Source organism: Sphingomonas flavescens (assembly GCF_030866745.1).
Lineage (GTDB): Bacteria > Pseudomonadota > Alphaproteobacteria > Sphingomonadales > Sphingomonadaceae > Sphingomicrobium > Sphingomicrobium flavescens.
Genome location: NZ_CP133016.1, coordinates 1545933 through 1570224 on the forward strand (window position 1 = coordinate 1545933; position 24292 = coordinate 1570224).

Genomic DNA, 24292 nt, shown 5'->3' on the forward strand with positions numbered 1-24292 from the left:
GGCATGGATGGGCAAAGCTTGGCCTTCGCTGAACGGCAGTTCAGGCGGGCTGCGGCTCGGCATCTTCCTTCTCGTCACCCTTCAGGAAGCTGTCCGGTTGGACCCCAAGCCACACGAGCACCGGCGAGGCGATGTAGATCGACGAGTAGGTACCGATGACGACGCCCAGGAAGATTGCGATCGCCAGGCCGAAGATAACGGTCGGACCGATCAGCATCAGGATCCCAAGCGCGATCAGCACGGTGAAGGAGGTGACGACGGTGCGTGCCAGCGTCTCGTTGAGCGACAGGTTGATGAGCGGCAGGATCGCCATCTTGCGATACTTGCGCAGATTTTCGCGAATACGGTCGTAAATGACGACCGTGTCGTTAAGCGAATAACCGACGATGGTGAGGAACGCGGCGACCACGTTGAGGTCGACCTGCAGCCGGGTGAACGCGAAGAAGCCGAGGGTCATCGCCACGTCGTGCGCGAGCGTCAGCAATGCGCCGACGCCGAACTGCCATTCGAACCGGAACCAGATGTAAACCGCGATTCCGAGCATCGCGAGCGCCACGGCGATTGCGCTGTTTTGTGCCAGTTCCTCGCTGACCTTGCCCGACACCGTATCGACGGAGTCGATGGTTGCACCCGGATATTGGGCGGTCACCATCTGCTTCACCCGCGTCGCGGCGACGTTTGCAGCCGCATCGCCGCCGGCCGCCTTGGGCAGGCGAATCTGAACCGTGCGCGGGCTGCCGAATTCCTGGATCGCCGCCTCGCCGAGTTGCAGACCGTCCACCCGCTCACGCAGCTGCTCGACATCTACCGGCTGCGGGAACGTCACGCGCACCAGCTGGCCACCGACGAAATCGACGCCGAGATTGAGACCACGATAGGCGGTGTAGCCGATCGAGATCACCGTCACGATCAGCGACAGGATCAACGCGAAGTTGCGCCACCGCATGAAGTCCAGATTCGTATGGTCGGGGACCATCTTGAGCAGTTTCATGACGGAGCCCTTAGATGTTCAATGTGCGCGGACGGGCACGACGGAGCCACAGCGCGACCAGCATGCGGGTGAAATAGACGGCAGTGAAGACCGACGTGACGACGCCGATCAGCAGCACGATCGCGAAGCCGCGCACCGGGCCGGAACCGAAATAGGCCATGATCGAGGCCGAGATGACGTGGGTGACGTTGGCGTCGAAGATGGCCCGCATCGCTTCACGATAGCCGGTCTCCACTGCGTCGAGCAGTCGCCGGCCGCGGCGGATTTCTTCGCGAATACGCTCGTTGATCAGCACGTTCGCGTCGACCGCCGCGCCGATCGTCAGGATGAAGCCCGCAATGCCCGGCAAGGTCAGCGCCGCGCCGAAGAAGGCCAGCCCTGCCAAGATGAGGATCGCGTTCACGACCAGCGCAATATTCGCGTAGACGCCGAAGCGGCCGTAGGTCACCAGCATGAAGATGATGACGCCTAGCGTCCCGATCAGGCTGGCGATCACGCCCTTGTGAATCGAATCCTTCCCGAGGTCGGGACCGATGCTTCGCTCTTCGATTACGTTCAGCTTCACCGGCAATTTGCCCGATGCAAGGCTGACGGCGAGATCGTTGGCGGACTGAACCGTAAAGCTGCCACTGATCGACGCTCGACCGCCCAGGATCGGCTCGTTGATGTTCGGGGCCGACAACACCTTGTCATCGAGGATAATGGCGAACGGCTTGCCGACATTCTCCTGCGTGGCACGGGCAAAACGCCGCGCGCCGGCGCTGTTGAACGTGATCGAGATGTCCGGGCGACCATCCTGGTCGTAGCTTTGCTTGGCGTCGGTCAGCTGTTCGCCGGAGACCATGACGCGGCGTTTCACGGCCATGAACCCGCTGCCGTCGGCCATCGGCAGCACCTGACTGCCCGGGGGCGCGCGGCCCGCCTGAACGTCGGCGGGATTGGCCGAAAGATCGACCAGCTTAAATTCAAGCCGCGCCGTCTGGCCGATCAGCTGCTTGAGCTGGTCGGGATTCTCGACGCCCGGCACCTCGACGAGGACGCGGTTCGAGCCCTCCGTGACCACCGTGATTTCCTTGGTTCCGCCGGGATCGATACGGCGGCGGACAACATCGCGCGCCACGCTCATCGCGTCCTTGAGCGCCTGCGTTGTGCCGGATGCCGTCGGAGTCAGCACCACGCGCGTCGAATCGACCACCGACACGTCCCAATCCCGGTTCCCAGTAAGCGCGACCGGCCGCGTCAGCGTGCGCATGCGCTCGACGGCGGCGTCGACCTGCGTGGGGTTGCGGACCATGAACGACAGACGGCCACCTGCCGTGGAAATGTCGCCGATATCGATGCGCGGATCGCGGCGCAGCTCGGTGGACACCGAATCTTCCATCGACTGCAGACGCTGCTTTTGCGCATCGGCCGCATCGGCCTCAAGCAACAGGTGACTGCCGCCCGCGAGATCCAGACCCAGACTGATCTTGTGCTGGGGAAGCCACTTCGGCCACATGTTCGCATAGGGCGTCCCCGCGAGGAGGCTGGGGATCGACAGCAGAACGCCGAGTGCGATCACCGCCGCGATCGACCACACCTTCCACTTCGGGAAATCGAGCATCAGTCGTTGGCCGGCTTGGTGTTCGGGCGGACGACCGTGCTGATCGTCGACTTGATCACGCGAACCTTTACACCCTGCGCGATTTCGACCTCCGCTTCGTCATCGGTGACCTTGGTGACGCGACCGCGGATACCGCCGCCGGTGATGATATCGTCGCCCTTCTTGATAGCGCTGATCGCCGCCTGATGCTCTTTCACGCGCCGTTGCTGCGGACGGATCATCAAAATGTAAAAGATCCCGAAGATGACGATCAGCGGAAAGAACTGCAGAAAGGCCGCGGTGGCGCCCGATGGGCCCGCAGGTGCCGCCTGCATCAACATCAACAAGGGTGCGTTCGACATTCGGGCCTGCTGACTTTCTGTTGGGAAACCTGGTCGGGGCGACTGGATTCGAACCAGCGACCTCCACACCCCCAGTGTGATGCGCTACCAGGCTGCGCTACGCCCCGACCTGGCCGGGCGCATCTAGGCAGGGCTACCCGACAAGGCAAGGCGGGAGGGGAACGGAGTGCCGCGCCGACGCAGAAAAACAGCATTGCGTAAGTGGTTCAAACGTACGCTTGGCGCGCTTCTGCTGCCGCCGCTGCTCTATCTGGCCGCTGCGCTTCTTGGGTCGTTGTTGCCCGTCAACCGCGATTGGACCGAGCCTGCTGGCGGAACGACCGTATACCTGGCCGACAACGGCATTCATGCCGACCTGATCCTCCCGGTATCCGCGCAGGGGCTCGACTGGCGACCGTTGTTTCATCAAGATGCTTTTGCCTCGCCGATCGCCGGAGCCAAGTGGATCGCGTTCGGTTTGGGCGAAGAGCGCGTCTATCTGGATACGCCAACTTGGTGGGACATTACGCCCCGCACCATTTGGTCAGCGCTCGCGGGTGGAGCGCGCGTGATGCACGTCGAATATGTGACCGACCCGTCCTACGCGGTGCGTGAGATCCGGCTGCGGCCGTCCGAATACCGCCGGTTGTGGTCGGCAATCCGCAGCGATCTCGTGGTCGACCCTAGCGGTCGTCCGATCCCGCTCGACCACCCTGGCTACGGTCGAACAGACGCCTTTTACCGCGCCAGCGGTAAGGCGAGCGCGGTACGAACTTGCAACAATGTCGTAGCCGGATGGCTGAGGCTCGCCGGTGTGGAAACGAGCCTCTGGCCACCCTTCGTCGGCGGGCTGGTCTGGCGTTACCGCCGAACCGAGCCCGCCTCGAACGTTACTTCTTCTTCGCGGCGGCCTTAGGTGCCGCCGCAGCCTCAAGTTCGGCCTTGGTCATGCTCATGACCAGCCCCTTGTCGTTCTTACCGAAGCTGGCGGTCGGAATTTCAGCGCGCGCCTTGCCGGTGCTTACTACCGCGCCCTTGGCACTCACGCTCTCGACCTTGCCGACGACACCGCCCTTCTGATCGAACACCGGCACGCCGGCCTTGAAGTCGGCTTCAGTCGCCGCCGTCACCGCTGCACCCTTGGCGTCGGTCGCGGGCTCCGTCGTCGTGGTCGTCGTCGTCGCCGCCGGCGCGCCCGTTGTTGGGTCGGTGCCCACCGTCGTGGTCGACGTCGTGCTCGTGGTAGTCGGGGAAGTTGCCGTCGCTGGCTGCTCCGAGGTCGTCTGCGTCGTATCAGTCGTCTTTTGAACGGCGGTCATCGTGCCCGTGGCGTCGGTCACCGGCTGAGCCGTCGTCGTACTTTGCGTGGTGGTTGTCTTGGCCTTCGCCGGAGTCTGGGGAGCAACCGTCGGCGCAGCCTGGGCAAGCGCCACCGTCGATCCGCTCAGCGCCAGCGCCGTGAGCAATGATTTAGTGCCTAAGTTCATGAAATATCTCCGATTTTACAAAAAACTCGGAGGCACAACGAAGAAGTCGGTAGCTGGACGCAAACGCCTCGGCGAGTCGTTCAAAGTGTCGGATGGATGACGGAAATCTAAAGTACGTAGCGGCTCAGATCCGCGTTTTTCGCAATGCCCGACAACTGTTGATCGACAAATGCGGCATCGACGACAAGCGTTTCGCCGCGCCGGTCTTCCGCACTGAAGCTGATATCCTCGAGCAGCTTCTCCATCACGGTCTGCAAACGCCGTGCGCCGATGTTCTCGACGGCCTCATTAACCTCCGCCGCAACACGCGCGAGCGCAGCAATGCCGTCCTCGGCGAAGGTCACGGTAACGTCCTCGGTGCTCAGCAGAGCCTGATATTGCTCGGTCAAGCTGGCTCGTGTGGCAGACAAGATGCGGACGAAATCCTCTTGGGTGAGCGCCTTCAGCTCGACGCGAATCGGCAAGCGGCCCTGCAATTCGGGCAGCAGATCGGCAGGCTTGGCGATGTGAAACGCGCCCGAGGCGATGAAGAGAATATGGTCGGTCTTAAGCGGCCCGTACTTGGTCGCCACCGTTGTGCCCTCGATCAACGGCAGCAGGTCGCGTTGCACGCCCTCGCGACTCACCGAGCCGCCCCGCACGTCGCTGACGGCGATTTTGTCGATCTCGTCGAGGAAGACGATTCCGTTGGCCTCGGCGTCCGCTAGCGCGACGCGGTTGATGTCGTCGGGGTCGAGGCGCTTGTCCGCCTCTTCGTCGGTAAGGCGGCTGAACGCTTCCGGGACCTTGAGCTTGCGTCGCTTGCGCGGCTGCTGGCCGCCCAGCTTGCCCATCATCGACTTCAGGTCGAACACCTGCGCGCCCATGCCCGGTATCTCGAACGGCATCGCCGGCGCCTCGTCGACATCGATCTCAACTTCGGCCTGATCCAGGCTGCCGTCGGCGAAGCGCTGGCGGAAGCTGGCCCGCGTCGCCTCGCTCGATCCCTTGCCGGTGAGCGCATCGAGCAGACGCTCCATCGCCGCTTCCTCGGCGCCCTTGCGAACCCGAGCGCGGCGGCGCTCCCGCTCCAGCCGAACCGCTTCCTCGACGAGGTCGCGAGCGATCTGCTCGACGTCGCGGCCGACGTAGCCGACCTCGGTGAACTTGGTCGCTTCGACCTTCACGAACGGCGCGTCTGCGAGCTTCGCCAGCCGCCGGCTGATCTCCGTCTTGCCGCAGCCCGTGGGGCCGATCATCAGGATGTTCTTGGGCGTCACTTCATCGCGCAGTTCGGCCGAGAGCTGCTGCCGGCGCCAGCGGTTGCGCAGCGCGACAGCGACGGCGCGCTTCGCATCGTCCTGCCCGACGATATGCTCGTCGAGCGCAGCAACGATCGCCTTGGGTGTCAGCTTGTCCTTCAACATTTGGGCTTTCTCCCCGCCGTCTTGGGGAATGGTCGCTTGATAGTTCATCTCAAGCGATATGTCGGGACCACCCTAAATCTCTTCAAGCAGTGCGGCTGAAAGAACTGAATTGGCCGGATGCGCCAATCGACCATTCGACACGCGCTAAAAAGCAACGTCACTCACTGGCGTCGGTCGGTGGGGCGATCCGGTACCATACCTGCGACCGGCACAGGATCTTGCCAACGGCGCAACCCCGGATGCGCAGACGGTTTTCGTCAAGCAGTCGAAGCTCCGCCGTCGACCGCCGATTGAGGTCGGGGACGAACAATGTCCCGCGCCACCCGCCAGACCGTTGCGCTGCCACGCCGGTCAGCAGCCGAGTTCCGATCAGATTTTCCGTGCCGCCACGCCTGGCGTCCGCTCGAGCCTCGTCCGTTGCGGTCACGACCGTTCCGCAAAACATCCCATTATCGCAATCCGCGATGCGGACGACGACGCTTTGCCCTGCGTTGGTCCAATAGCCGTCGAGAGAGCCCGCGAACGCGAGCGCTCCAAGGAGCAGAGCAAGGTTCAGTGGTGCTGCTCTGCCTGCTTGCCCCAATCATCCTTCAGGACATCCGCTTCCACGGGCGTGCCATGATCGTCGAGGAGCAGCTGTTCGCGGTGGCCCTTGCCCTGCGTGAAATCGAGCACTGAAACGAACCTGCAGCGCGCGCGCATGAAGACGGCCTCGCTTTCTTCGGGAATCGAGAATCCTGCCAGGTTCGAATGGCGCTGCATCAGCTGCCGCCAAGCCTCCTGGCGCTCCGCCGCGTCGGTGATCTCTTCGGCATGCGCGCCCGCATAGACGGCCTGCAACTGTTCGAGCTCACGCGGCTCCGCGCCGACCGCGATCGAAACGCGATCGTCCTTGGCGATGTTCGCGAACTTCTGACCCGACCGGTAGATCATGAACAGCAATTCGAAGCCTCGATTGGCATATCCGACGATGGTGGTGTGCGGCCATCCATCCGGCCTGACCGTGGAGATTGCCATGATGCGGTTGGCATTCAGGATCCTGATCGCCGGATGTTCCACAAACAACTCCTCGCTCGGTATCCGACCCTTAACACGACTCATGTGAGCGACGAAGGTGGCTTGTGAGTCCGCTTCGGGTGATGCTGGCGGTCGGCCCAACCGCGCGCTAGTGACCGCGCCGTGACTGATAAACGACAGGATTGGGAAGCGCTCGCCGCCAGGGAATCGCGCGGCAAGGATTTGTCGCGGGAGACCGTGGAAGGCATTCGACTGCAGACCGTCTATGGCCCGGGCGAGGGCCAGGACAGCGGCTTTCCCGGCGTCGCACCATTCACGCGCGGACCCTATGCAACGATGTACGCCGGCCGGCCGTGGACCATCCGCCAATACGCCGGTTTCTCGACTGCCGAAGAGTCCAACGCCTTCTATCGCCGCAACCTCGCCGCGGGGCAGAAGGGCCTGAGCGTCGCCTTCGACCTCGCCACCCACCGCGGCTATGACAGCGACAATCCGCGCGTCGCGGGCGACGTCGGTATGGCGGGTGTCGCCATCGATACAGTCGAGGATATGAAACTGCTGTTCGACGGCATCCCGCTCGGCGAGATGTCGGTCAGCATGACGATGAACGGCGCGGTGCTGCCGGTGATGGCCTTCTTCATCGTCGCCGGCGAGGAACAGGGCGTCGAGCACGCCAAGCTGACCGGAACCATTCAGAACGACATCCTGAAAGAGTTCGCGGTCCGCAACACCTACATCTACCCGCCCGAGCCGAGCATGCGGATCGTCAGCGACATCATCGCGTACACCAATCGCGAGATGCCGAAGTTCAACAGCATCTCGATCAGCGGCTATCACATGCACGAGGCCGGGGCGACGGCGGTGCAGGAGCTTGCGTATACCCTCGCCGACGGCATGGAATATGTCCGCGCCGCGCAGGCCCAGGGCCTGGCCATCGACGATTTCGCCGGCCGCCTCAGCTTCTTCTGGGGCATCGGGATGAACCTGTTCATGGAGGTGGCCAAGCTCCGCGCGGGGCGCACTTTGTGGCACCGGATCATGACTGACCTCGGCGCGCAGAAGGACGAGTCCAAGCGGCTGCGGACGCATTGTCAGACGAGCGGCGTCAGCCTGACCGAGCAGGATCCGTACAACAACATCATCCGCACCACGATCGAGGCGCTGGCGGCCGTTCTTGGGGGCACGCAGTCGCTGCACACCAACAGCTTCGACGAAGCCATCGCGCTGCCGACCGATTTCAGCGCCCGCATTGCCCGCAACACGCAGCTGATCCTGGCCGAGGAAAGCGGCGTCACCGCAGTCGCGGATCCGCTCGGCGGCAGCTATTATGTCGAGGCGCTCACCCGCGAGCTGGAAGAAAAAGCCTGGGCGCTGATCGAGGAGGTCGAGGCGCACGGCGGCATGACCAAGGCTGTCGCAGATGGTCTGCCCAAGCATCGCATCGAGGAAGCTGCAGCCGCTCGCGCCGCCAAGGTCGATACAGGTGAGACGACAATCGTCGGCGTCAACCGCTACCGGCTCGCCGAGGAGCCGCCGGTCGAGATCCTCGAAGTCGACAACGCCAAGGTCCGCGCGTCGCAGATCGCCAAGATCGAAAAGGTCCGCGCCGGCCGTGATGAAGCCAGGGTTCGCGCGGCGCTGGACGCGCTTGAGCAGGGCGCTCGCGGGAACGAGAACCTGCTCCGCCTGAGCGTCGAGGCCGCTCGCGTTCGCTGCACACTCGGCGAAATTTCCGACGCGCTCGAACGCGCCTTCGGCCGCTACGGCACCAAGCCAGAACCGGTGCGCGGAATCTATGGCACTGCGCGGCAGGACGGACGCTGGAAAGCTGCCGAGGAAGGCACCCGCTCGGTTGCCGACCGACTCGGCCGCAAGCCGCGCATCATGGTCGCCAAGATGGGCCAGGACGGCCACGACCGTGGCGCCAACCTGGTGTCGTCGGCGTTCACCGATCTGGGCTTCGAAGTCGTTCCCGGCCCGCTGTTTCAGACGCCGCGCGAAACCGCGCAAATGGCGATCGACAATGACGTTGACGTGGTTGGCGCCAGCTCGCTCGCCGCAGGGCACCGGACGCTAATCCCGGAAATGATCGAAGCGCTGAAGGACATGGGCCGCGCCGACATCAAGGTCGTCGCCGGCGGCGTCATCCCGCCGCAGGATTACGCCGCACTCCGCGCCGCGGGCGTGCAGGCGATCTTCGGTCCAGGGACAAACCTGGCCGACGCCGCCGACGAGGTCCTGCGCCTGCTCGGCCACAACCGGCCCCCGCTAGACGAGGCGGCGGAATGAGCGAACCTAGGCGAGTAAATGCGTTCGCTTTCTCCGCATTTTGGATTCTGGCAGTGGTCATGGTCGACGGCTTTTTGACGATGGGCGACTGCGGTGTTCCCGTCGAAGCCTGCCAAGCCGCAAAACGCTCGACGTCTCTCCCCATATTTATCATTGGACTGCTAGTACTGCTTGCCGGGAATTGGTTCCTGCTTCGTCGTCGAAAGAACTAATGTTCAAGAAAATCCTGATCGCCAATCGCGGCGAAATTGCCTGCCGAGTGATCCGCACAGCGAAGCGCATGGGCATCAAGACGGTCGCCGTCTATTCGGACGCTGACGCTCGCGCGCCGCACGTAAAGATGGCCGACGAAGCCGTGCGGCTCGGGCCGCCGCCCGCGTCGGAATCGTACCTGAAGGCCGATCTCATCATCGACGCCTGCAAGGCGACCGGCGCCGAAGCCGTGCACCCCGGCTACGGCTTCCTGTCGGAACGCACCAGCTTCGCCGACGCGCTGAAGGCCGCCGGCATCGCGTTCATCGGCCCGCCGCCGAACGCCATCGCGGCGATGGGCGACAAGATCGAATCCAAGAAGCTGGCCAAGGAAGCGGGCGTCAACGTGGTCCCCGGATTCCTCGGCGACATCGCGACCACCGACGACGCGGTGAAGATCGCCGGCGACATCGGCTATCCGGTGATGATGAAGGCCTCCGCGGGCGGCGGCGGCAAGGGCATGCGGCTCGCGTGGAACGAGACCGACGTCCGCGAGGGGTTCGAGAGCGTCAAACGCGAGGGCCTCAACAGCTTCGGCGACGACCGCGTATTCATCGAGAAGTTCATCGAAGCGCCGCGCCATATCGAAATCCAGGTGCTCGGCGATCAACACGGCAACATCGTCTATTTGAACGAGCGCGAATGCTCGATCCAGCGCCGCCACCAGAAGGTGGTCGAGGAAGCGCCCTCCCCGTTCGTCTCCCCCGAAATGCGCAAGGCGATGGGCGAGCAGGCCGTCGCGTTGGCTAGAGCGGTCGGCTATTACAGCGCGGGCACGGTCGAGCTGATCGTCTCGGGCGCCGATCCCACCGGCAAGAGCTTCTACTTCCTCGAGATGAACACCCGGCTGCAGGTCGAGCATCCGGTGACCGAGGAGATCACCGGCCTTGACCTCGTCGAGCAGATGATCCGGGTCGCCGCCGGCGAGAAGCTCGCCTTCACCCAGGCCGACGTCGGCATCAACGGCTGGTCCGTCGAAACGCGCGTCTATGCCGAGGATCCGTACCGCAGCTTCCTGCCCAGCACCGGCCGCCTTGTCCGCTACTGGCCGTCCAAGCCGATCTGCGAAGACGATCTCATCGTCCGCGTCGACGACGGTGTCGCTGACGGTGGCGAGGTCAGCATGTTCTACGACCCGATGATCGCCAAGCTGGTGACCTGGGCGCCGACCCGCATCGAGGCGATCGACGCGCAGGTCGCGGCGCTCGACCAGTTCGTCATCGACGGCATCAGCGACAACGTCGATTTCCTCTCCGCGCTGATGCAGCACCCGCGCTACCGCGACGGCAACATCACCACCGGCTTCATTGCCGAGGAATATCCCGAAGGTTTCGAAGGCGCGCCGGCGGACGAACAGCTGGTCGCGGACCTGACCGCAATCGCCGGCATGGTCTCGGTTATCACCGACGAACGCGCCGTCGAGATTAGCGACCAGTTGGGCGATCGCCTGCAGTTGCCGAGCGAACGCATCGTCCGCATTGGCGGTGAAGAGCACAAAGTCCGCATCAAGCCGTACGAGGGCGGGACGCTCGCGGTCACTGATGACGGCGACCTGATCGACATCGTCGGGCGCTGGCAGCCCGGTCAGCGCCTGCTGGTCGCGACGCTCGACGGCCGCCGCCGCATCGTCCAGGTCCGCCGCACCGGCCGTAATTGGGAACTCCAGACGCGCGGCCGCACGCACAAAGTGCAGGTTCTCCCGCTTCACGTCGCCGACTTGTCGCGGCACATGATCGAAAAGCCGGCGCCGGACCTCTCGCGCCTGCTTCTCGCACCCATGCCCGGCCTGCTGACCAAGCTCGACGTCGCGGTCGGCGACAAGGTTGAACCCGGTCAGCCGGTCGCTGTGATGGAAGCCATGAAAATGGAAAACATCCTTCGTGCGCCGAAGGCAGCAACGGTAAAATCGACGCCGGCAAAAGCGGGCGATAGCCTTGCCGTAGATCAGGTCATCGTCGAGTTCGAGTGATTCCTGGCCGTCTAATCGGCTCAGGTGCGACCGATCTGGACCCGATAATTCTGACTATTGACTAGTCGGTTGCGTAACCTCGCCACGAGGTTGCATGCCCGCGTGGTCTACTGAGATTGCAAATGAGTTCCTCCGACTAGCGGTCGCCGATGGCAGGCTTCTAGATCAGATGCAGCTCCAGGATCTTACATACATCGCACACGGCTGGTGTCTCGCCGCTACTGACCAGCCTTTGACCGGTGACAGACCCGAGGCGCTAGCTGATGGTCCGGAATATCGGCTGCTCGCCAAAGCACTCAGGGCATGGGGGACTAAACCAGTACGCCATCAGATACCGGTTGCCGACCTATTCCCAATCGCGGTCAGTGCGAAAGCTGCACAATCTGTATCCGCCTTGGAAACGAAAGATCGTGACTGGGTAGCGCGGACATATATGCTCTATGCTATGCTGGACGTAGTCCAACTTTCGCCTCTGATCCGTCAGCAATCGACCGCTTGGGATAGGGTGTTCGCGCAAGGCAAAGGGGCGGGAAAAGAAATTCCGCACGCTTTGATCAAAGCGCAATTCGTCGAGTTATCCGCAAACCACAGCGGTCAAGTCCATGACTAAGCTCGCACCCGACGCATTGGTCGCCGAATCCCTGAAGCGGCGATTGCCCGGCGAAAGCTCTGACGATGCGCATTCGAGACTTTGCATGGAACGGGCACTTCGACGGCACGAACAAGCCGCACGTTGGCGAATAATAGAGCGAAACGACAGGCGATTCGGTTGGTGGCAATGCTTTGCTGCCGCCCTGTTGATGCTCATCGTTATGTTCCCGGCGAGACTTCACCTCGACGCAGCCGAGATTACTGGCTTCACCGCGATTTTCACGATTTCGGTCGGTTCATGCGTCAGAAACATCAAGGCCGCCCTGGCTAAATAATAGTCGCGAACTAGCGGATCGGGCCGTTACCGCACCACACGCGTGACGTGCCCCATCTTTCGGCCAGGCCGCGCTTCGCCTTTGCCGTAGAGGTGGACATGCGCGCCGCGTTCGGCGAGTAGCTCCGGCCACCGGTCGACTTCGTCGCCAATCAGATTGTCCATCGTCGCGCTGCCGCGGATCAGGCCGGTGAGGCCCGGCGGTAGATCGCAAATTGCGCGAATGTGCTGTTCGAACTGGGAAGTTACCGCCCCCTCGATCGTCCAATGGCCGCTGTTGTGCACGCGCGGCGCAATTTCGTTGACCATTGGGCCGCCGGCCGCCGCGAAGAACTCGACCGTGAGGACGCCAACGTGATCAAGGGCGTTAGCGATAGCGATCGCCGTTTCGCGGGCGCGAGGGACTTGCAGTGCCACCTGCTGGCTGCAGGGCACGGTTGACCGGCGAAGGATCCCGTCACGATGCGCATTTTCGGGCGATTCCCACAGCGCATTGCGGCCGTCCGCCCAACGCGCGAGGATCACTGAGAACTCGGCGCTGAAGGCCACGCCAGCCTCGGCCACTGCGGGTTGCTGGCCAATCGCGTCCCAGGCAGCGGCCGCCTCGTCCTCGCCGCGTATCCATGCCTGACCTTTACCGTCGTAGCCGAAGCGGCGGGTCTTCAGGACCAAGGGAACGCGAAGCTCGGCCACGGCGGATTCAACGTCGGCGAGGGTTTCGACCGCGCGCCATGGCGACACCCGAGCCCGGCATTGCTCAAGAAATTCCTTCTCGGCCGCACGATCCTGAGCGACTGCCAGCGAGCGCGTACCCGGGCGGAGCTTGTCCCCCAGGGCACTGAGAGCGCCAGCGGGGAGATTCTCGAACTCATAGGTCGCCACGTCGACGGCATCGGCGAAACGACACATGGCATCAGCGTCGTCGTAGGCGGCATGGGTCGCCTCAGCAGCGACATCTGCAGCAGGCGGATTTTCCTGCGGATCGTAGATGTGGCAGCGATAGCCGAGCTGGGCCGCAGCGATCGCCAGCATGCGGCCGAGCTGGCCGCCGCCGATGATCCCGATTGTCGAGCCTGGCGCGATCATTCCGGAGATTCGGCCACCGATCCGGTCTGCGCTTCCCGCCAGTCGGCGAGTCGGCCAGCAAGGCTGTCGTCGTTGGTGGCGAGCATCGCTGCAGCCAGAAGGGCTGCATTGACCGCGCCCGCACGGCCAATCGCCAAAGTGCCCACCGGGACGCCGGCGGGCATTTGCACGATCGACAGGAGACTATCCATGCCTTTGAGCGCCTGGCTTTCGATCGGAACGCCGAGGACCGGGAGCGCGGTCATCGACGCCGTCATGCCTGGCAGGTGGGCGGCACCGCCCGCGCCGGCGATGATCAGCTTCAGGCCGCGTCCCTGTGCGCCCTGCGCATAATCGTAGAGCCGCTGCGGCGTGCGATGTGCGGAGACAATTCGCGTTTCGTGCGGGACACCCAGTTGGCCGAGCGTGTCGGCGGCATGGCGCATCGTCTCCCAATCGGACTTGCTGCCCATGATGATGCCGATCACCGGCTGCGTCATCGTCCTGCCATCTGTTGCGTGAAGAGAAGGCCGTCCCTCTTAGGGACGCGATTCCGGCGTTGCAATCGGACCTTTCGCGGGGTGGGCAGCGTTTGATTCGCATGCGTAAATGTTCCCACATTTTCAGCGCCCTGGAATCGCGCTATGGGTAGGGAACAGACACTGAAGCGAGTCTCAGGGGCAATGTCTGATCAAATGGCCGACGTCGTCATCGACGTCGATGATCGGGATCGGCTGATCGAGGAGATCAGCCTGTTGAGGGCTAAGGTCGCGCGGCTTCAAGAGCGCGTCGAGCAGCTGGATCAGCTGGCGCACAGGGATTCGCTCATCGACCTGCCGAATCGGCGTGGTTTCATGCGCGAGCTGGAGCGGCTGATCGCGCGGGTCGAACGCTACAGCATCAGCGGGGCCATGCTGTTCGTCGATCTCGACGGGCTGAAGATCATCAACGACACCTTCGGTCATCGCGCCGGCGACGAGGCGCTGATCCAGGTCGCATCCTTGCTGGTGAAAGGCGTGCGCCACAGCGACGTGGTCGCGCGGATCGGCGGTGACGAGTTCGGTATCCTGCTTGAAAGCTCTGACGAGGCGGCAGCTCAGGAGACGGCCCTGCGCCTGATCGAGCAGATTTCGGCGTGCGAGTTCCTGTTCGAGGGCGAGGCCTTACCGCTCAGCGTCGCGGTCGGCGTCGGCATGATCGACGCCTGCGATACGGCGGAGGCAGTCATGGAGCGCGCCGACGAGGCAATGTACGCCCGCAAGCAGGCAGCTTAGGCTTCGTACAGATAAGAACGCCGGATGACCGAGAGATCCTCGGCAAGATCGTAGACGATCGGCTTGCCGGTCGGAATCTCCAGCCCGACGATGTCGTCGTCGCTGATGCCTTCCAGATATTTCATGATGCCGCGCAGGCTGTTGCCGTGCGCGGTGATCAGCACGCGCTTCCCGGCTTTTAGGACCGGCGCAATCTCAGCCTCGTAATAGGGAACGGCACGCGCAATGGTGTCCTTTAGGCTCTCCGTCTGCGGAACGGCGATCCCGGCGTAGCGGCGATCCTGGCTCACATCATACTGACTGAGTGCTTCGAGCGGCGGCGGCGGGATGTCGAACGAACGGCGCCAGATCTTGACCTGCTCGGCGCCGACCTTGTCGGTCATCTCCTGCTTGTTGAACCCGGTGAGCCCGCCATAGTGGCGCTCGTTGAGGCGCCAGTCCTTGGTCACCGGGAGCCACAACCGGTCCATCTCATGCAACACCAGGTGCAGCGTTCGGATGGCGCGGGTGAGGACACTGGTGAAACAGGAGTCGAAGTCGAAGCCCTTTTCGCGCAGCTGCGACCCGGCAAGCCGCGCTTCCTCGACGCCGGTCGGCGACAGATCGACGTCCCACCAGCCGGTGAAGCGATTTTCGAGGTTCCACTGCGACTGGCCGTGCCGCAGCAGGACGAGAGTCGGCATCAGGCGTCGGCCTTTTCGCGCTTCGCTGTGCCGCGCGCGGTCTTGGCCTGCTTCAGCTCAGGCAGAATGGCGTGGAGCGCGTCGAGGCAGGACGATGCGAGATATTTGGAACGCTGCGGCGACCAGCCGTAGACTTCGTCGGGCAGGTCGAAGTTGTCCTTGAACGGCATTTCGAGCGTCATCGACACGCAGCCGTAGCGCTCGGCGAGCTGGGTCGTGGACATCGACATATTCGCCTGGCCTGGCTTCGCGACTTCATAGCCCTGGCTGCGCTGGAAGTCGGGCGACAGCCGCTCCAGCGTCTCGCCGAACAGACCGAAAAGCTTCTGCTGCCCTTCGGTGATTGACGGGATGCCTTCGAACCCGGCGAGGAAATTGGCAGGGATGGCTTCGTCACCGTGGACGTCCATCGCGAAGTCGACCCCAGTCTCGTCCATCGCATTACGAACGTACAGCACTTCCGGGCTCTTCTCCGCGGACGGCGCGTGCCATTCTCGATTAAGGTTCACGCCGACCGCGTTGGTGCGCAGGTGCCCGCGGCGCGATCCGTCCGGATTCATGTTCGGCACGATGTTGAACGTGCACTCCTTGCGCAGAACACGGGCGACTGGATCGTCCTCGTCCGTCAGCCGCTCGAGCGCCCCTTCCATCCACCATTCGGCCATCGACTCGCCCGGGTGCTGGCGGGCGTAAAGCCAGACGCTCAGCGGACCTTCGCCGATCGTCAGGCAATCAAGGTCCTGGCCGTCGAGCGACTTGCCGAGCGAGCGATACTCAACGCCGTCGATTGCGGCAGTTTGCGTGACCAGGTCGTGGTGACGCTCCATCGAATAGGGTGCGAAATAAGCGACCCAGACGACGTCGGTGGGCATGGTGAAGCTCATCGTCAGCACGCCGTCGGCATAGCTGGTGTCGTCGATGCGGAACCACTCTTCACGATCGAAGCTCATCACGCCTTTGTAGTCGGGCCAGCCATTGGGATAGGCCGAGCCGGCGCAATTGGTGATCCGGAGCGTTGCATCGTCGCCAGCCTTGCCGGCGACCCGGAAATAGAACCACTGGTAGAAATCCGACATGTGATCGGCGACGATCTCAAGGTCGAACGTGTCGCCCTGCTGCTTCACGACGCGAATGTTGCCGGCGTCGAACGCGCTGGAAATGGTTAGAGGCATGCGAACCTTCAGATGCGGTGGGATTTGCGCGGGCTGATAGTGCCCGCCAACCGTTTGAGCAAACCCCGACCTCTCCCCGCCCTCACATCTGCAGCTGGCTGCCCAGCTCAACGACGCGGTTGGTCGGCAGCTTGAAGAACTCCATCGCGCTCTCGCTGCTCTTCAGCATCCAGGCGAACAGGCGCTCGCGCCATAATGCCATTCCTCCCCGTTTTGTCGCGATTAGCTTCTGACGGCCGAGGAAGAAACTGGTGCTCATCATGTTGAACGGTGCGCCGCAAGTTCGGATGGCGGCCAGGTCGCGCGGAATGTCGACTTCTTCCATGAAACCGTAGTGAAGCACGACCTGATAAAATCCGTGCCCCGCATCGTGCCATTTGACTCGATCGCTTGGTGTCACCGTCGGCACTTCCTCGACTTGAACATTGAGGATCAAGACCCGCTCGTGAAGCACCTGGTTGTGCTTCAGGTTATGGAGCAGCGCGGCCGGCACGCTGTCTGCCGAAGTCGACAGGAATACCGATGTGCCCTTGACCCGATGGACCGAGGCGCTGGTCGATTTCACGAATATTGCAATCGGCAGGGAGGCTTCTTGCAGGCGATCCCGCATCAGCGACCGCCCCTTTGCCCACGTCGTCAGGAGCGTGAAAATGATCAGGCCGACGATGATGGGGAACCACGCACCTTCAAACAGCTTCATCAGGCCCGAAGAGAGGAAGACCAGGTCCAGCGTGACGAAGACGGTGAACCCAATCAGTCCCTGCCACAGCGGCCGCTTCCAAATTCGGAATATCACGACATATTGCATAAGCGTCGTGATCAGCATCGTTCCGACGACGGCGAGGCCATAAGCCGGAAGCATCGATGCCGAGTGCTGGAAGGTGACCACCAGCAGCGCGACCATGATCGCCAGCGCCCAATTGACGGCCGGAAGATAAATCTGGCCACGCGCTTTCGACGACGTGTGCAGCGTGCGCAGCCGGGGCATGAAGCCTAGCTGGATCGCCTGGTGGGTCACGGAGAATGCGCCGGAGATGACGGCCTGGCTGGCAATAATGGTGGCGAGGGTTGCGATGACCAGCAGCGGGATGGTCAGCGACGGCGGGACCATGTGAAAAAACGGATTATCCACGAATTCCGGATGCTGGATCAGCATCGCCGCCTGTCCCATGTAATTGAGGATCAAGGCAGGGAAGACGACGTAGAGCCATGCCATCGTGATCGGGCGCCGGCCGAAATGGCCCATGTCGGCATACAGGGCCTCCGTGCCGGTGAAGGCGTAAACGATCGCGCCGAGCGAGAGAAACGAGTAGAGCGGGTGGGCGATGAAGAAGCCCCATATATAAACCGGGTTCAGCGCCTGCAGGACTTGGGGATGGCCGATGATGTGGCTGACGCCCATTACCGCGATACTCAGGAAATAGACGAGCATGATCGGCCCGAACATCTTGCCTACGCGGTCGGTGCCGTGACGCTGGATCGCGAATAGGCTGATTAGAATCGCGAGCGCGATCCAGACGATGTAGGGCTGGAACGCGGCGCTGACGACACCGAGCCCCTCGACGGCCGAGATGACCGAGATTGCAGGGGTGAGCATCGCATCCGCGTAGAACAAGGCCGTGGCGAACAATGCGCCGATGAGCAGCCACCGTTGTGGTGCAAGCGCGCCAAGCTGGCGCTGGATCAGCGCATAGAGGGCCAGGCTGCCGCCTTCACCGCGATTGTCGCATCGCATGACGATCAGCACATATTTAATCGTCACGACGGAAATGAACGACCAGAAAATCAGGCTGACAATCCCGTAAAGGTCCGTCACGTCCAGCGCGAGGTGATACCGCCGGTCCAGCGTCGCCTGCACCGCGTAAAGCGGGGACGTGCCAATGTCGCCATAGACCACGCCGATCGCGCCCAGCATCAATTTGGGCAGGCGCTCGCTGGGCGCATGGAAGGAATTGGATCCAGCGGCGGGCAGCGCGGCGGTAGATGCTAGGGTGGCCATGGCTAACAAGTGCGGCCGCACACCATAAAGATTCCATGTGGATTGGGATTTCCGTGCCCTGAAATGCCATAAAGTGGACCGGTTCGGTCTCGACGAAACATCCGTGCGAGCGCACTTAATTGGCAATGATCGCCACGGCACCACCGAACGACCGCCAGGCAGTTTCCGCACTGCAAAGCGCCGAGCATTATGCGGGCGCCCTCGCCATGGTTGCAGCAGCCACGCTGCTCGGCATGGTCGTTGCGCCGCGCTGGGGCACGTCGCCAGTGGACATGCTTTACCTGCCCGCCGTTCTTGCTGCCGCAGTGCTGTGGGGCCTGGGTCCGGCATTGACCGCCGGGATCGCTTCAGCCCTCGCCTACAACTTCTTTTTTACGGAGCCGGTTCACACCTTTCGCATCAACCGGATGACCGATGTTTTCACTGTCGTCATCCTGTTCCTCGTGGCGGTGGTGACCAGTCGCCTTGCGGCCGGCGTGCGCAGCCACGCCCGGCTGGCAGCAGCACATGCGGAACGCAACGCCACCATCGCCGGCTTTGCCGGACGGTTGCTTTCCTGTCGCGGCGAAAGCGAGATCGCGGCCACGGCCTGTGCCGAGGTGCGCCGGCTGTTTCATTGTAACACCATGCTCATGGCCGGACTGCCCGAGCCGGCGGTGATCGCCGCGGATCCCGCCGGCAATGAGCCAACGCCCAGCGATATCGCCGCCGCCGCTCTCGCCATCGAGGAGGGCCAGCCAGCGGGTCGCGGCTCGACCCGGCTGCAGCCGGCCGAATGGCTGTTCCATCCGGTGCGGTCCGGCAGCGGTATGGTGGCCGCGTTCGGCATCGCCCGCGACGACGGAATGCCGCCTATCGCGGAAGAACAATTGCCATTGCTGACCAGCTTGCTGGACCAGATGGCGCTCGCTTTGGAACGAGCGCGGCTAGAGGTCGAAGCGAGAGGCTTCGCCGCGGTGCGTGAACGCGATCGGGTGCGCGCGTCCCTGCTCTCGTCGATCGCGCAGGATATTACGCCGCGCCTCAACACAATCGGCGAAGCTGCCCGGCAATTGCGCCGCGCGGGTGAGGGTGACAAGCAACTGATCTCCGAGATCGCCACGGAGACGGGACGGCTTGACCGTTACCTCACAAACCTGATGGACATGGGGCCTGAACCGAACGAGCGCCCGATCGAAGCGGGCGACGTGACCATCGACCTGTTGCAGCGAACCGTCGTCAAGGCAGGCGAGCCGGTACATCTTACGCCGAAGGAATTCGCGGTACTCGGCGAACTGGCCAAGCATCGCGGACGCGTACTGACGCACCAGCATTTGCTGCGCGCGGTCTGGGGTCCGGCGCAGGAACGGCAGATTGAATATCTGCGCGTCGCGATCCGCTCGCTCCGGCAGAAGCTGGAGCGCGAGCCATCCCAGCCGACGCTGATCGTCAACGAGCCGGCGGTCGGTTACCGGCTCAGCGACTAGAACGAGGCTGGCGGGAACCCCGTGTGTTCGCTAGCGGCTCGAGGCATGAGCAAACCTGCAGTCCTCGTCACCGGCGGTGCCGGATACATCGGCAGTCACGCCGTTCTCGCCTTGAAAGATGCCGGCTGGCGCGTGGCGGTCATCGACGACCTGTCCAATGGAGACCGCTCGGTCGTGCCGGAGGGTGTCAAATTCTTTCATGGATCGATTGCCGAGCGCGTGCTGGTCGACAGCATCATCGACGACTTAGGCATCGGCGCCATCATGCATTTCGCGGGCTCGATCGTAGTCCCGGAATCGGTCGAAAAACCGCTCGATTACTATGCGAACAACACGGTTGCCTCGCACGCGCTGATGGAAGCGGCGGTCGAGGGCGGCATCAAGCATATCCTCTTCTCGTCGACTGCAGCGGTTTACGGCGCACCCGAAGTGGTGCCCGTGGTCGAGGACGCGCCCAAGCTGCCGATCAACCCGTACGGCGCGTCGAAGCTGATGACCGAGCGGATGCTTGAAGATGCTTCGGCGGCTTACCCGTTCAATTTCGGTGCTTTGCGCTACTTCAACGTGGCGGGCGCCGATCCGGAAGGACGCAGCGGGCAGAAGGGCAAAGGCTCGACCCACCTCATCAAGGTCGCGGTCGAGGCGGCGGTGGGCAAGCGCGAGCATGTCGCCGTCTACGGTACCGATTATCCGACGCCCGACGGCACCTGCATCCGTGATTACATCCACGTCAGCGACCTGGCTGCGGCGCACGTTGCCGCGCTTGAATGGCTGATCGCCAATCCGGAGCAAAATCTGGCGATGAACTGCGGCTACGGACGCGGCCTTTCCGTGCTTGAGGTGCTGGATGCCGTCGATCGCGCGAATGGAACGCCGGTAGAGCGGCAGATGGAACCCCGCCGGGCGGGCGACCCGCCGCAGTTGATCGCGGGCAACGAGCGGCTCCTACAAACCCTGGATTGGCAGCCAAAATACAATGATATCGATCGCATTGTCGGAGACGCGCTCACTTGGGAGCGCAAGCTCAGCGGCTGATTACGTTTCAAGCTTTCTTTACTGCGACGGCCGTAGCCTCGGTCGATGCTGCGACTGTACGTTACCGTTCTTGCGATCGCCGCCATCTTCGCGGTCATGGTGGGAAAGACGACTGCGCCTACCGCTTCACGTCGCGACGGCGTTATTATGACCGAAGCGGCGGACGCTACCTCTGGCCCGAGCAGCGGCTCCGCCGAGGAAAGTGTGAACCGCCTCGACGGCAGCGTCGAACTTGATCGCCAGCCAGACGGGCATTTCTATGCTGATGTCCGCATCAACGGGAACTTGGTTCGCATGATGGTCGACACGGGTGCTTCGGGCATCGCCTTGGCGCGTGACGATGCGCGGATTGCGGGGCTGGCGCCCTCCATCGGCATGAGCGACGTGGTCGGCGAGGGCGCGGATGGCGCAGTGCGCGGCGAGTATGTCCGGTTGGACCGCGTCGAACTTGGACCGCTCAGCGCCGAGAACATGGACGCGGTGGTGCTCAACGGCGGTCAGCAATCCCTGCTCGGCCAGAGCTTTCTGTCTAAGTTCAAGACCATGACGGTCGAAGGCGATCGCATGGTGTTGCGCTAGGGAGACTCCAATCCGGAGGGAGTGCCTTGACTTGGGCAGGCCCGCTCTCTAGGTGAGCCGCCGGTTCTCGGACCAATCCGAACAACTCGAAATTGAAAGAACGAGGCAGGCGCCCGGCCATGAAGATTCGCAACAGCTTGAAGTCGCTCAAGGCGCGCCACCGGGATTGCCGTGTCATCCGTCGTCGCGGCCGCACCTACGTCATCAACAAGACGAACCGTCGCTTCAAAGCGCGCCAGGGCTAAGCCCGCTCTAAGCATCGGCGCGAAAGCTGCTATCCGGTTCGCATGAGCCGGATGACGAGCAGCGGCATCGCCGCGCTTTTCCACGATTATCGAAGTTTCGCCGGCCCCCGGCTGTGGCTCGCGCTCGGCCTGATGGTTGTTGGAGCGGGCGCGGAAGCATTCGGCCTGCTAATGGTCGTGCCGCTCGCGAGCGTTGCAATCGATCGTGGCGCTGACGGTTCAATGATCCTCGCCTCCTTCGGGTTTCGTAATGGCGGCGGTGCAGGCCAGTGGTTTGCGGCCGCCCTCGCCCTCTTCGTTGCGGCAATGGCACTGCGCGCCATCATATTGTTTGCTCGCGACCTGCTGCTCGCGCGGTTGCAGGCGGAGTATGAGGCCGATCTTCGGCTGAGAGCGGCCGCGACGCTTGCGGCCCGTGGCTGGCCCTTTGCAAGCCGGGTCGGCCAAGAGGGCATGCAGGCACTGCTGCTTACCGACGTTCCGCGGGCCGCCCAAGCTAGCGCCTATCTTCAGACGATCGCCCTGTCAGGCGCGATGCTGCTTGCGCAGTTTGCACTCGCCATATTTCTGTCGCCCATGCTGGCACTGGTTGCATTCGGCTTCATGCTGGCAGGGGGGCTCCTGTCAGCGCGCTTCGCGATCCGGGGCGTGCGTCGCGGGTTCGCGATAAGCGACAGTATGGAAGACAGCGCGGTTTCAGGCTTTCGCCTTCATGCCGGGCTTAAGTCCGCTCTGGCCCAGGGGGCTGTTGGGTCTTTTTTGCGCGAATACCGCACCTCGCTCTTCCGCGCCGCGCATCAATATGGCCAGTTCGCACGCGACTATTCGCTTTCTCGGCAAGCGATTGGGTTTGGCGCGGCCGTGGTGGCGGCTGTGCTCCTGCTCGTGGGGGTGCAAGTTCTCGCCTTGCCGTTCCCCGTGCTGATCGCGAGCCTCGTGCTGTTCGCGCGGATGAACGCCCCGGCGCAACTGCTGCAGCAAAGCATCCTGCAGGCGACGGCCCACGCCCCATCGTTCGCAGCGATCGAGCGCCGCCTTGGCGCACTTGAGCGCGATCCACCGGCGCCGGTTCAAGAGGCAGCCGGCGAGTGGGCCCGCCTCGAACTTGAAGATGTCGGCTATCATCATGCGAGCGGCCGCGGGCTCGCTCCGATTTCATGTTTCCTTGCGCGGGGAGAATGGCTCGCGCTCGTTGGACCGTCTGGCGCTGGCAAGACCACATTCGTCGATCTCGTTGCCGGTCTGCTCGAGCCAAGTTCCGGATCGATAAGCGTCGACGGCAAGCCGCTCCCTGCCGTCCTTACCGAATGGCAGGCAGGTATAGCGTACACCGGGCAGGACGGTGCGCTGTTCAACGACAGCATTCGGGGGAACCTAATGCCACCGCCCGGGTCCGATGACGCAGATTTATGGCGCGCGCTGGAAAATGTCGGTTTGGCCGAGCGTGTCCGAGCCTTTTCTACCGGTCTGAATCAAAGCGTAGGGGATCGGGGCAGTCAGCTGTCAGGCGGCGAGCGCCAGCGTCTCGTCATTGCGCGCGCTTTGCTGCGCAAGCCGAGACTACTCATTCTGGATGAAGCGACCGCCGCGCTGGACGCGGAGAGTGAGTCTGCGATTATCGAGCGCTTGCGCGCGCTCGACCCTCGTCCCGCAGCGCTGGTTGTCGCGCATCGGGAATCGACGCTCGCCCATTGCGATTCACGTCTTGCGATCCAACATCATTTGAGGCTGGACGATCCTGCTTTCGCGAACGAAACGACTTCAGCCCGCATTAACGTCGCTACCGCTAAGGGTAGCGCCAAGGAGTGATCGAAAATGCGATTCGACGGGAAGATGTTGCTAGTGCTTGGGACGGTGGCCTTGGCCGCTGCGACGGGGCTCGCGACTGCGGCGTCGGCGCAGCAGCAGGGTCGGCAAACGCCCCAAAGCTGGAACTACGAGATTCGCGATGGGAAGCGCGTGCCGAAGAACAATCGCCAAACCAACGCGGATGGAAGTTGGCGGGAGGAGACTCGTCAAGGGAATTGCGTGACGATCAAGGAGCGTTCGGCGTCCGGCGAGTATAAGGAAACGCGCCAGTGCAACCCCGGGAATCCCGGGTAAGGCTACAGTTTGTTGAAATCGCCAGCAGGGCGTTTCGTGATCTTGCAAGCTGGCAATCCACCTGCAGCGACGTCCTTGCAATCCCGGACCTGAGCGCTGCCGTCCGGACCAGCAAAGATCGCCCAATCGCGCTCCGCCGAGCGGTCGTACTTGCAGTGCGCGGTCCACATATCGAGGTTTTGATAAGCGGCGACGAAGCCCGCGTCGGTAATGGTCTTGCAGGTATAGCCGGCGCTGTAGATCGCCCGCTTCAGCGCGATCGCCAGATTGATGGCGTCCAGCTTGTGCAGCGCCTGCTGCTCCGGACCAGTTACCTTGATGGGCGCCTGTTTTTGCTGCGGCTGCTCGTTGCAGCCGGCAAGCGCGACAACGGCGAGCAGCGGCAAAGCGATTGAACGGCGCATCAGCATTC

24 protein-coding genes and 1 tRNA gene are annotated in these 24292 nt (G+C 63.0%); 11 read left to right on the forward strand and 14 right to left on the reverse strand.

Going from position 1 to position 24292, the window contains the following annotated elements:
- Window positions 1-40: 40 nt before the first annotated feature.
- The 4 genes from secF to QU596_RS07965 all read right to left on the reverse strand — a co-directional run bounded on the left by secF (window position 41) and on the right by QU596_RS07965 (window position 3042).
- The gene (secF, locus tag QU596_RS07950; RefSeq protein ID WP_308514753.1) at window positions 41-991 is read right to left on the reverse strand and encodes a protein translocase subunit SecF; all 951 of its coding nucleotides are present in this window, start codon (window positions 989-991) and stop codon (window positions 41-43) included.
- A 10-nt stretch (window positions 992-1001) separates the two neighbouring features.
- Complete coding sequence (gene secD / locus QU596_RS07955; protein WP_308514755.1) at window positions 1002-2594, reverse strand: protein translocase subunit SecD; 1593 nt, start codon at window positions 2592-2594, stop codon at window positions 1002-1004.
- Entirely contained in the window at window positions 2594-2935 is a 342-nt protein-coding gene (gene yajC / locus QU596_RS07960) for a preprotein translocase subunit YajC (protein WP_308514757.1), read from the reverse strand. The genes secD and yajC overlap by 1 nt, the downstream gene beginning before the upstream one ends.
- Before the next feature lie 30 nt (window positions 2936-2965).
- A tRNA-Pro gene (locus QU596_RS07965) sits at window positions 2966-3042 on the reverse strand.
- Window positions 3043-3128: 86 nt separating this feature from the next.
- Here QU596_RS07965 and QU596_RS07970 point away from each other — a divergent pair.
- A complete protein-coding gene (locus QU596_RS07970; RefSeq protein WP_308514759.1) occupies window positions 3129-3830 on the forward strand; it encodes a TIGR02117 family protein in 702 nt (233 codons plus the stop codon).
- Here the strand turns inward: QU596_RS07970 and QU596_RS07975 are convergent.
- The 4 genes from QU596_RS07975 to QU596_RS07990 all read right to left on the reverse strand — a co-directional run bounded on the left by QU596_RS07975 (window position 3805) and on the right by QU596_RS07990 (window position 6866).
- The gene (locus tag QU596_RS07975) at window positions 3805-4401 is read right to left on the reverse strand and encodes a hypothetical protein (RefSeq protein WP_308514764.1); all 597 of its coding nucleotides are present in this window, start codon (window positions 4399-4401) and stop codon (window positions 3805-3807) included. The genes QU596_RS07970 and QU596_RS07975 overlap by 26 nt on opposite strands.
- Window positions 4402-4508: 107 nt before the next feature.
- Window positions 4509-5804, reverse strand: coding sequence for an ATP-dependent protease ATPase subunit HslU (hslU, locus tag QU596_RS07980; RefSeq protein ID WP_308517961.1), 1296 nt, complete (start codon window positions 5802-5804; stop codon window positions 4509-4511).
- 160 nt (window positions 5805-5964) lie between these two features.
- On the reverse strand, window positions 5965-6390 hold the full coding sequence (locus QU596_RS07985; protein ID WP_308514766.1) for a DUF2147 domain-containing protein: 426 nt from the start codon (window positions 6388-6390) through the stop codon (window positions 5965-5967).
- Entirely contained in the window at window positions 6360-6866 is a 507-nt protein-coding gene (locus QU596_RS07990) for a pyridoxamine 5'-phosphate oxidase family protein (protein WP_308514768.1), read from the reverse strand. Before QU596_RS07990 ends, QU596_RS07985 begins: the two co-directional genes overlap by 31 nt.
- 120 nt (window positions 6867-6986) lie before the next feature.
- Between QU596_RS07990 and scpA the strand changes: the two genes are divergently transcribed.
- The 3 genes from scpA to QU596_RS08005 all read left to right on the forward strand — a co-directional run bounded on the left by scpA (window position 6987) and on the right by QU596_RS08005 (window position 11944).
- A complete protein-coding gene (gene scpA / locus QU596_RS07995) occupies window positions 6987-9113 on the forward strand; it encodes a methylmalonyl-CoA mutase (RefSeq protein ID WP_308514770.1) in 2127 nt (708 codons plus the stop codon).
- Window positions 9114-9324: 211 nt separating this feature from the next.
- Window positions 9325-11334 (forward strand): acetyl/propionyl/methylcrotonyl-CoA carboxylase subunit alpha, encoded by a 2010-nt coding sequence (locus tag QU596_RS08000; RefSeq protein WP_308514772.1) that lies wholly within the window; start codon window positions 9325-9327, stop codon window positions 11332-11334.
- Between the two features lie 94 nt (window positions 11335-11428).
- Window positions 11429-11944, forward strand: coding sequence for a Panacea domain-containing protein (locus QU596_RS08005; protein ID WP_308514773.1), 516 nt, complete (start codon window positions 11429-11431; stop codon window positions 11942-11944).
- A 342-nt stretch (window positions 11945-12286) separates the two neighbouring features.
- On the opposite strand, the gene QU596_RS08010 is transcribed toward QU596_RS08005, so the two are convergent.
- Together QU596_RS08010 and purE are read right to left on the reverse strand one after the other, a co-directional pair.
- On the reverse strand, window positions 12287-13345 hold the full coding sequence (locus tag QU596_RS08010; protein ID WP_308514775.1) for a 5-(carboxyamino)imidazole ribonucleotide synthase: 1059 nt from the start codon (window positions 13343-13345) through the stop codon (window positions 12287-12289).
- Complete coding sequence (gene purE, locus QU596_RS08015; protein WP_308514777.1) at window positions 13342-13824, reverse strand: 5-(carboxyamino)imidazole ribonucleotide mutase; 483 nt, start codon at window positions 13822-13824, stop codon at window positions 13342-13344. The genes QU596_RS08010 and purE overlap by 4 nt, the downstream gene beginning before the upstream one ends.
- Window positions 13825-14019: 195 nt before the next feature.
- On the opposite strand from purE, the gene QU596_RS08020 reads away from it, so the two are divergent.
- Entirely contained in the window at window positions 14020-14598 is a 579-nt protein-coding gene (locus QU596_RS08020) for a GGDEF domain-containing protein (RefSeq protein ID WP_308514778.1), read from the forward strand.
- On the opposite strand, the gene gpmA is transcribed toward QU596_RS08020, so the two are convergent.
- The 3 genes from gpmA to QU596_RS08035 form a co-directional block, all read right to left on the reverse strand.
- The gene (gene gpmA / locus QU596_RS08025; protein ID WP_308514780.1) at window positions 14595-15281 is read right to left on the reverse strand and encodes a 2,3-diphosphoglycerate-dependent phosphoglycerate mutase; all 687 of its coding nucleotides are present in this window, start codon (window positions 15279-15281) and stop codon (window positions 14595-14597) included. The two genes, QU596_RS08020 and gpmA, sit on opposite strands and share 4 nt — an antisense overlap.
- Complete coding sequence (locus tag QU596_RS08030) at window positions 15281-16453, reverse strand: M14 family metallopeptidase (RefSeq protein WP_308514782.1); 1173 nt, start codon at window positions 16451-16453, stop codon at window positions 15281-15283. The genes gpmA and QU596_RS08030 overlap by 1 nt, the downstream gene beginning before the upstream one ends.
- Window positions 16454-16535: 82 nt before the next feature.
- Window positions 16536-18452, reverse strand: coding sequence for a potassium transporter Kup (locus tag QU596_RS08035; protein WP_308514783.1), 1917 nt, complete (start codon window positions 18450-18452; stop codon window positions 16536-16538).
- A 125-nt stretch (window positions 18453-18577) separates the two neighbouring features.
- Between QU596_RS08035 and QU596_RS08040 the strand changes: the two genes are divergently transcribed.
- The 6 genes from QU596_RS08040 to QU596_RS08065 all read left to right on the forward strand — a co-directional run bounded on the left by QU596_RS08040 (window position 18578) and on the right by QU596_RS08065 (window position 23880).
- Window positions 18578-19918 (forward strand): DUF4118 domain-containing protein, encoded by a 1341-nt coding sequence (locus tag QU596_RS08040; protein WP_308514785.1) that lies wholly within the window; start codon window positions 18578-18580, stop codon window positions 19916-19918.
- A gap of 45 nt (window positions 19919-19963) precedes the next feature.
- Window positions 19964-20953, forward strand: coding sequence for a UDP-glucose 4-epimerase GalE (gene galE / locus QU596_RS08045; RefSeq protein ID WP_308514787.1), 990 nt, complete (start codon window positions 19964-19966; stop codon window positions 20951-20953).
- Between the two features lie 147 nt (window positions 20954-21100).
- The gene (locus QU596_RS08050; RefSeq protein ID WP_308514788.1) at window positions 21101-21532 is read left to right on the forward strand and encodes a retropepsin-like aspartic protease family protein; all 432 of its coding nucleotides are present in this window, start codon (window positions 21101-21103) and stop codon (window positions 21530-21532) included.
- Between the two features lie 119 nt (window positions 21533-21651).
- Complete coding sequence (gene ykgO, locus QU596_RS08055) at window positions 21652-21777, forward strand: type B 50S ribosomal protein L36 (RefSeq protein ID WP_118857849.1); 126 nt, start codon at window positions 21652-21654, stop codon at window positions 21775-21777.
- 42 nt (window positions 21778-21819) lie between these two features.
- A complete protein-coding gene (locus tag QU596_RS08060; RefSeq protein ID WP_308514792.1) occupies window positions 21820-23586 on the forward strand; it encodes an ATP-binding cassette domain-containing protein in 1767 nt (588 codons plus the stop codon).
- Between the two features lie 6 nt (window positions 23587-23592).
- Window positions 23593-23880, forward strand: a complete 288-nt coding sequence (locus QU596_RS08065) for a hypothetical protein (protein WP_308514793.1) — start codon at window positions 23593-23595, stop codon at window positions 23878-23880.
- 2 nt (window positions 23881-23882) lie between these two features.
- Here the strand turns inward: QU596_RS08065 and QU596_RS08070 are convergent, their stop codons facing one another.
- Window positions 23883-24284 (reverse strand): hypothetical protein, encoded by a 402-nt coding sequence (locus QU596_RS08070; RefSeq protein WP_308514794.1) that lies wholly within the window; start codon window positions 24282-24284, stop codon window positions 23883-23885.
- Window positions 24285-24292: the final 8 nt, after the last annotated feature.